The 4,783-nt window shown below is 64.8% G+C and carries 9 protein-coding genes; 8 read left to right on the forward strand and 1 reads right to left on the reverse strand.

Annotated elements, in window-relative coordinates; genetic code table 11:
* Nucleotides 1-419: 419 nt before the first annotated feature.
* Nucleotides 420-659: a hypothetical protein gene (locus tag K940_RS0121175; RefSeq protein ID WP_028479110.1), complete on the forward strand. Its 240-nt coding sequence runs from the start codon at nucleotides 420-422 to the stop codon at nucleotides 657-659.
* Nucleotides 660-1,021: 362 nt separating this feature from the next.
* Here the strand turns inward: K940_RS0121175 and K940_RS34185 are convergent, their stop codons facing one another.
* Nucleotides 1,022-1,294 carry a hypothetical protein gene (locus K940_RS34185; protein ID WP_036529711.1) on the reverse strand — a complete coding sequence of 91 codons (273 nt, stop codon included), beginning with the start codon at nucleotides 1,292-1,294 and terminating at the stop codon, nucleotides 1,022-1,024.
* Between the two features lie 195 nt (nucleotides 1,295-1,489).
* Between K940_RS34185 and K940_RS32615 the strand changes: the two genes are divergently transcribed.
* The 7 genes from K940_RS32615 to K940_RS0121225 all read left to right on the forward strand — a co-directional run.
* Nucleotides 1,490-1,744 (forward strand): hypothetical protein, encoded by a 255-nt coding sequence (locus K940_RS32615; RefSeq protein ID WP_155981048.1) that lies wholly within the window; start codon nucleotides 1,490-1,492, stop codon nucleotides 1,742-1,744.
* Nucleotides 1,744-3,051, forward strand: coding sequence for an FtsK/SpoIIIE domain-containing protein (locus tag K940_RS29770; protein ID WP_051407438.1), 1,308 nt, complete (start codon nucleotides 1,744-1,746; stop codon nucleotides 3,049-3,051). Before K940_RS32615 ends, K940_RS29770 begins: the two co-directional genes overlap by 1 nt.
* An 8-nt stretch (nucleotides 3,052-3,059) precedes the next feature.
* Complete coding sequence (locus K940_RS0121205; RefSeq protein ID WP_155981049.1) at nucleotides 3,060-3,383, forward strand: hypothetical protein; 324 nt, start codon at nucleotides 3,060-3,062, stop codon at nucleotides 3,381-3,383.
* A complete protein-coding gene (locus K940_RS0121210) occupies nucleotides 3,380-3,586 on the forward strand; it encodes a hypothetical protein (RefSeq protein ID WP_028479112.1) in 207 nt (68 codons plus the stop codon). Before K940_RS0121205 ends, K940_RS0121210 begins: the two co-directional genes overlap by 4 nt.
* On the forward strand, nucleotides 3,583-3,762 hold the full coding sequence (locus tag K940_RS0121215; protein ID WP_028479113.1) for a hypothetical protein: 180 nt from the start codon (nucleotides 3,583-3,585) through the stop codon (nucleotides 3,760-3,762). The genes K940_RS0121210 and K940_RS0121215 overlap by 4 nt, the downstream gene beginning before the upstream one ends.
* Nucleotides 3,762-4,391 (forward strand): hypothetical protein, encoded by a 630-nt coding sequence (locus tag K940_RS29775; protein ID WP_028479114.1) that lies wholly within the window; start codon nucleotides 3,762-3,764, stop codon nucleotides 4,389-4,391. The genes K940_RS0121215 and K940_RS29775 overlap by 1 nt, the downstream gene beginning before the upstream one ends.
* On the forward strand, nucleotides 4,391-4,783 hold a 393-nt coding region (locus K940_RS0121225; protein WP_028479115.1), incomplete at its 3' end, for a replication initiator. The genes K940_RS29775 and K940_RS0121225, both read left to right, overlap by 1 nt.

Here is a 4,783-nt window from a genome sequence, read left to right on the forward strand (position 1 = left end):
TTCGGTTCGCCGTTCGGGTGTAAGCGCGAGACCAGTCATACGGTCGATTCTCCGTGCGGGGAATGGACTCTGCGAGTTGTTGCCGAATTTGGCTATTTAGGATCAAGGGCGACGGCGCTGCGCGCCGCCGCCGCACTACGGCCCGCAGCGGCTGGGCTCCGCAAGCTCCGCCCGCCGGCGCGCCGGTGCGTCGGCCACGCGCTGCGCCGTCACCACCTGAACCGAGATGGCTGATATTCGATAACCGAGAAGTGTGGGCACGACGAGAGCCGTACCCGACTTACCTCCCGCAGTCACCTGCGAACCGCTGGCACCCGCTCGTGGGGCCTGGCCGTGGTCACCACGACGAAGCTCTCGATACCACCAGCGACGATCTGCGATGATCTCAGCATGATCGACCGCGCACACCGGTCCCGCCGATGATCCGCTACAAGGTGACCAACCGCGAAGAACGTGAACGTTTATGGCAGGTGGAACCATACGGGGACGTCATCAGCCTCAAGCCGGGCGACACTATGACCGTTGAGTATGAGCACCCGGCGGAGCTGACCATCGAGGTTCTTCTGAATCCGGGGTGCGATCAAACGTGGATTGACACACCACCCAACATCCTCTTCCCTGAAGACCTCAAACACAACGATGTCTCCGTGTGGGGGTAGGTCAACGAATAGCGACCTCCGGTCGCTGGCCCTGCTGACTGGTGGCCTGCATTGTGTTCCCGCGCCCCTCCACCCTCAAGGGCGCCTACGGCGTCAGCTTCGCTGATGGCTATCGCCACCCTTGACCGCGGAGCCTCTGCGCGAGAAAGGCAGGCCCTATGGGGCAGGCGGGGAAGCCAGCCCCGGTACGCGCAGACCACCACCCATCAGGGCCAAATACCCGGGTGGTCCAGACATGCGAAATCGGCGGGGGAGTGCTTCCACCCGCCGACGACACTTTTGACGACAACACCGACGACACTGACCACCGTCACGCCCCTGACTACTGACGACATCGAACAACATATCCGCTGGTCAGAGGCTTAGCCTAACCCTCGTAATGAAAAGGTCAGGAGTTCGATTCTCCTAGGCGGCTCCGTTCGGAAACCGGACTCAACCAGCCGATTTCCGCCCACGTCGACGTTTCCGGCGAGAGCCCGCAGCCGACGCTTTGTCACAACGGCGTCCAACGTGCCCGCAGTCGCCGCGAGCGCATCGCTCTGCGAATGGACGTAGGTGCGCATCGTAAAGGCGCTGTCGGCGTGCACCAGCCATTGCGCGATCACCGCAATCCCGGCCGCGGTGAACGACCCCACCCAGGTGCAGGCTTCGACAGCCCCTGAAGCGGTCGAGCTACCCGACCCCGACCCTATTACTTCCGCGCCGGCACCTGATCCGGTTGCGGCGCTGTCTACGGCACCACCGGTGTCGACATCATCTGTTCGTTCCACGCCATCGGCACCGCAACAGCAAACGATGCTGCCGATCGCTGTCCCTGTAGGGGGTTGAAAATGAAAGTTTCCACCACGACCACGGTGAACGAGAGCCCGACGTTCAACTATTCGCCTGGGTATGTCCTCCGGTACGGCCCTGATGACTGCCGCGCAATAAATATCCCCGCGCAAATCTCGATCCGAGCCGGCATCGATGTGTTGATCACGTTGGGTATCGACGAAGCTGCCGCCCTGCTCACCGAACTCGGTATCGCTTTGGCCACGCATGAAGCACACACCTATCGGGTCTATCTGGTGAAGGCGGTGGCGTGATGCTGGCCGACCTGCTGGTCATGGGCGGTGGCGCTGTCGCAGCGGCGGGCATGCTGTGGCACTGGCGCCGCATCGAAACCTTTGACACACCTGGTGATCCGGTCGCCGAAGCCCCACCCGAGCTACGGACCGCGGTGTTGGTGGTGTGTGATCCCGGACAGTTGACGCTGATGTGGCCCGCGTTGAGGCTGGGCCGCTGGGATGTCGGCTACCCGAGCATCATCTCCGCCGCCTACACCTCGTTCGGCATGACAATCGAGGTGCAAATACTGGGCGGGCAAAAACTCACCGACTGGACCGACCCCGACACCTTGGATGCCCTCGCCCAATACCTCGCGGTGCCGGCGGTGACGGCCACGGGCGCGGGTCCGGGGTTCGTGCGCCTGGATCTGCGGGTGTATGACACCTTGGCCGACTCGGCACCGGTCACTGATCTGCTGGCCTACGGCGTGGATCTGGAAGCGGTTCCGGTCGGGGTGACCGAGGATTTCGACACGTGGCGGTTGCGGGTGATGTACTCCCACATCCTGATCGCGGGTGCCACGAGTTCGGGTAAAGGCAGCGTGTTGTGGTCGATCATCAACGGGTTGGGTCCCGCGATCAAAACCGGCCTGGTCGACATTCTGCTGGGTGACCCGAAGGGCGGGATGGAATTCGGTCGCGGTGAAGACCGGTTGTGGACCGATTTCCAGTGGACCGCCGACGGCATCATCGCCATGCTCACCACCGCCGAAGCCGACATGCAGGAACGCGCGGCCCGGTTCAAGGCCGCCGGTGTCCGCAAATTCACGCCCAGCATCGAAGAACCGTTGACGGTCATCATCATCGACGAGTACGCGGCACTCTCAGCGTTCGCGACGCGTGAGCAAGTCACCGAAGGGTTGCGGCTGTTGGGGTTGATCCTGACCCAGGGCCGTGCGGTGGGCTACAGCGTGATCGTCGCCTTGCAAGACCCGAGCAAGGAAAACATGCCCAACCGGCAACTGTTTTCCGTCCGGGTCGGGCTGCGGTTCGATGAGCCGACCCAAACAAGCATGGTCCACGGCCACGGCGCCAAAGAGCGCGGCGCGTTGTGCCACGACATCCCGGCCACGACCCCGGGTGTCGCCTACGTCGGCGCTGATGGCTCCAGCCGGTTCGTGCGGGTCCGTGCCTACTGGGTCGATGACGACGACGCGGACCGCATCGTGGACACCTACTCCCCACAGCAACCGGACCTGTCCCCACAAGTCGACTGGACTGGATTCGACCCCGACGACCTCGGCGACAGCGACAGCGACAGCGATTCGGGGAGGGCAGCGGCATGAGGGGTTTCGTGACCGAGCGTCACGTCGTCGTCTACTGCGAGGTTTGCGGGGACGTGTTCGCCGACAGTGCCGGTGAGTCGATTTGCTTCGACTCCGTCACCCAGGCCATCACCTATCTGGCGACCCGCGCGGCCGGCGGCTGGCTCTACGACCACACCCGCGTGGTGTGTGACGGCTGCCGCGCGGTGGCCTGGTGCGCCACCCACGGACACACCTTCTCCGAGGCCGATATGTCCGGTCGTGCCGCGTGGTGGCCGCTGGGCAGAACCATCCGTCCGCGCACGTGCGGGGTGTGCGGCATCGCTGAAACCGAAATCGAGGACTTGTCATGACCATCCGTTCCACCCACCACACCACCGACCTCGACACCGATGCCGTGATCGACATCCGCGCCCGGCGCCGCTGCCAACTCGAAGCCCGTGGCCTGGACCCGATAGCGGTCGCGGTGAACCTGCTCGCTGAGACCGGGCAGGTACCCGGCTGGGACTACACCACCTACCACGACGACGGAGATGGTTCGGGGTGGGCAGCATGACCAACGAACCAACGAAACCACAAGCAGCGACGGTGAACCCGATCGTGGAGGCAGCGGCCGACCAGGTCACGAAATCCCGTCGCCGTGATCGCACCCGCACGCTTAGGGACCTGCCGCGGTGGGGCTGCCCCGACCAGCTGGTCTTGTTCGATACACCCACACCGGGGGCCGACTGATGAGTGTCACGACTGTTTCTATCCGGCCCAACGCTCGCTTGGACGTGTTCGATTGGATCGGTCTCGGCGTGCTCAACCTTCTGTGGGGGGTGGTGATCGGCGTGTGGTGGCTGGTCCTGTTCCCGATGATCTCCATCCCGGCCGCGCTCATCATCACCGGATGGCTGCTGCTCGGGTGGCCCACCGGACTCACGACGGCCGCGGTGTCGGTTGCGGGTCTGGTGTGCTGGCAGCGTCAGCGTCCCGACAACTTCCACCAGTGGGTCACCGGGCGTGCTCGCACCCGTGTCCTGGCGTGGTGGCGGTACCGGCGTCGCTGGGCACGACTGATGCGCGCCTGCCACCTGTCGATCGACCGCGCTGACCGCAGTTTCGTTCCCCGCCTGCTGGCTGTGACCATCGGGGTGGGCATTGATCGGGTGCGGCTGCGGATGCTCGAGGGACACTGCCCGGCCGACTACGAAAACCGGGTGCAACTACTCGCGCATGCCTTCGGCGCCGACGACTGCCGCGCCGAAATTGTCGGCCCGGCCACCGTGGAACTGGCCTTCCGGCACGGTGATTGCCTCGCTGAGACGGTGGTGTTGCCGCGGGTGGATCACTGGACCACCCCCCGGAAGGCGGCGTGATGGAATCCACCACCACTGATGCGGTGGTTGGGCACCAGCAGACCGCGGCGTCCGCTCCGGTTGCTGGTGTGGCCCCGCAGCGGATGACCGCCGCCGAACGACGCGCGATGCCCGATCTTCGGGATATCGCCGAAACTGTCGCCGAGCAGCATGGCGTGTGTGCGCGGGTGGTGCCGATGCGCGCACACGACCCGAACACCGGCCGTGTCTCCTACGTCGGTGCCCCGTGCAAGGCCACTGTCGCCTCGACGTGCCCGGCGTGCGCGAAGGCGAACAAGTTCGTGCGAGTGACCCAGCTCAAAGAGGGTTGGTGCGCCGACCACGAACCGGTACAACCGCAACCGGTCGTCACCGACGCGCAGCAACAGGTGCTGGCGGCCCGTGCCGATCAG

Origin of the sequence: Nocardia sp. CNY236 (assembly GCF_000482385.1) — a bacterium.
Lineage (GTDB): Bacteria > Actinomycetota > Actinomycetes > Mycobacteriales > Mycobacteriaceae > Nocardia.

Bases quoted from the DNA above. Each gene is read 5' to 3' on its own strand.
- K940_RS0121215 (WP_028479113.1), top strand. From the start codon at position 3,583: ATGACCAACGAACCAACGAAACCACAAGCAGCGACGGTGAACCCGATC.
- K940_RS0121210 (WP_028479112.1), top strand. From the start codon at position 3,380: ATGACCATCCGTTCCACCCACCACACCACCGACCTCGACACCGATGCC.
- K940_RS29770 (WP_051407438.1), top strand. From the start codon at position 1,744: ATGCTGGCCGACCTGCTGGTCATGGGCGGTGGCGCTGTCGCAGCGGCG.
- K940_RS0121175 (WP_028479110.1), top strand. From the start codon at position 420: ATGATCCGCTACAAGGTGACCAACCGCGAAGAACGTGAACGTTTATGG.
- K940_RS29775 (WP_028479114.1), top strand. From the start codon at position 3,762: ATGAGTGTCACGACTGTTTCTATCCGGCCCAACGCTCGCTTGGACGTG.
- K940_RS32615 (WP_155981048.1), top strand. From the start codon at position 1,490: ATGAAAGTTTCCACCACGACCACGGTGAACGAGAGCCCGACGTTCAAC.